Source organism: Glycomyces halotolerans (assembly GCF_054779575.1).
This window is the reverse complement of the sequence record NZ_BAAGXZ010000056.1, coordinates 1-766: the sequence shown is the minus strand read 5'-3', so window position 1 is coordinate 766 and position 766 is coordinate 1. Positions and strand designations below refer to the sequence as shown.

The following is a 766-nucleotide window of genomic DNA, read 5'->3' as shown; positions in this document are numbered from 1 at the left end:
AAGGGTTTGTGGAAGAGACGTTCCCTGCCTATAAAAAAACTCTTAAATGAGGAGATTGACCATCTTCTCTTTCAAGATGAGTCGATGATTCGGGATTACCAAGCTCTTCAATACACATGGTTTTTAAAAGGCAAGCAACGAATCATTCCGACTTATGGAAAGCACCAGGGTGTCAAACTCATCGGTACACTTAATTATGAAACGGGAGATGTGCTTTGTGTAGAAGAAGAACGATACGATGCCGAAGCGTTTCTTCGTTTTCTTCAAAAGGTATTGAAACACTATCCGACCGGTAAGATTGTCATGGTGTTAGATAATGCCCGTATTCATCATGCGAAGCTGATTGAACCTTTTTTGCGTAACCACCAACATCGTTTAGAATTGGTTTTTTTACCACCTTACAGCCCTGAGTTAAATCTCATTGAAGGGTTATGGAAATGGCTCAAATCAGACGTAATTAATAACCTTTTTTATTCCTCTGTTAAAGAGATTCGAAGAAATGTGCAAGCTTTTATTCGTGAGTTAAATGACTCACCTAGAAAAGTTATTGATCGATTGTGCATTCGATTGTAAAAGATAAATTCAACTTATATAGCTAAAATCATTACGTTAAATAAGTTGCTTCCAAGAACATTTCCTACAGCTAAATCGGGGTTTGAAATAATGATGGACGTGACGCTTGTTGTAATCTCAGGTAATGATGTGGCGCCTCCTAATAAAAGAGCAATCAATATGCCGCTTAAAGCAGATTTCCGCTCAATAGTAT

At 37.7% G+C, this 766-nt stretch carries 1 protein-coding gene and 1 pseudogene; one reads left to right on the top strand and one right to left on the bottom strand.

Annotated elements, in window-relative coordinates:
- Positions 1 to 573: pseudogene (locus tag ACYVL2_RS19990) on the top strand (IS630 family transposase); the annotation flags it as partial.
- A 14-nt stretch (positions 574 to 587) separates the two neighbouring features.
- Here the strand turns inward: ACYVL2_RS19990 and ACYVL2_RS19985 are convergent.
- Positions 588 to 734: a hypothetical protein gene (locus ACYVL2_RS19985; RefSeq protein ID WP_460546562.1), complete on the bottom strand. Its 147-nt coding sequence runs from the start codon at positions 732 to 734 to the stop codon at positions 588 to 590.
- Positions 735 to 766: the final 32 nt, after the last annotated feature.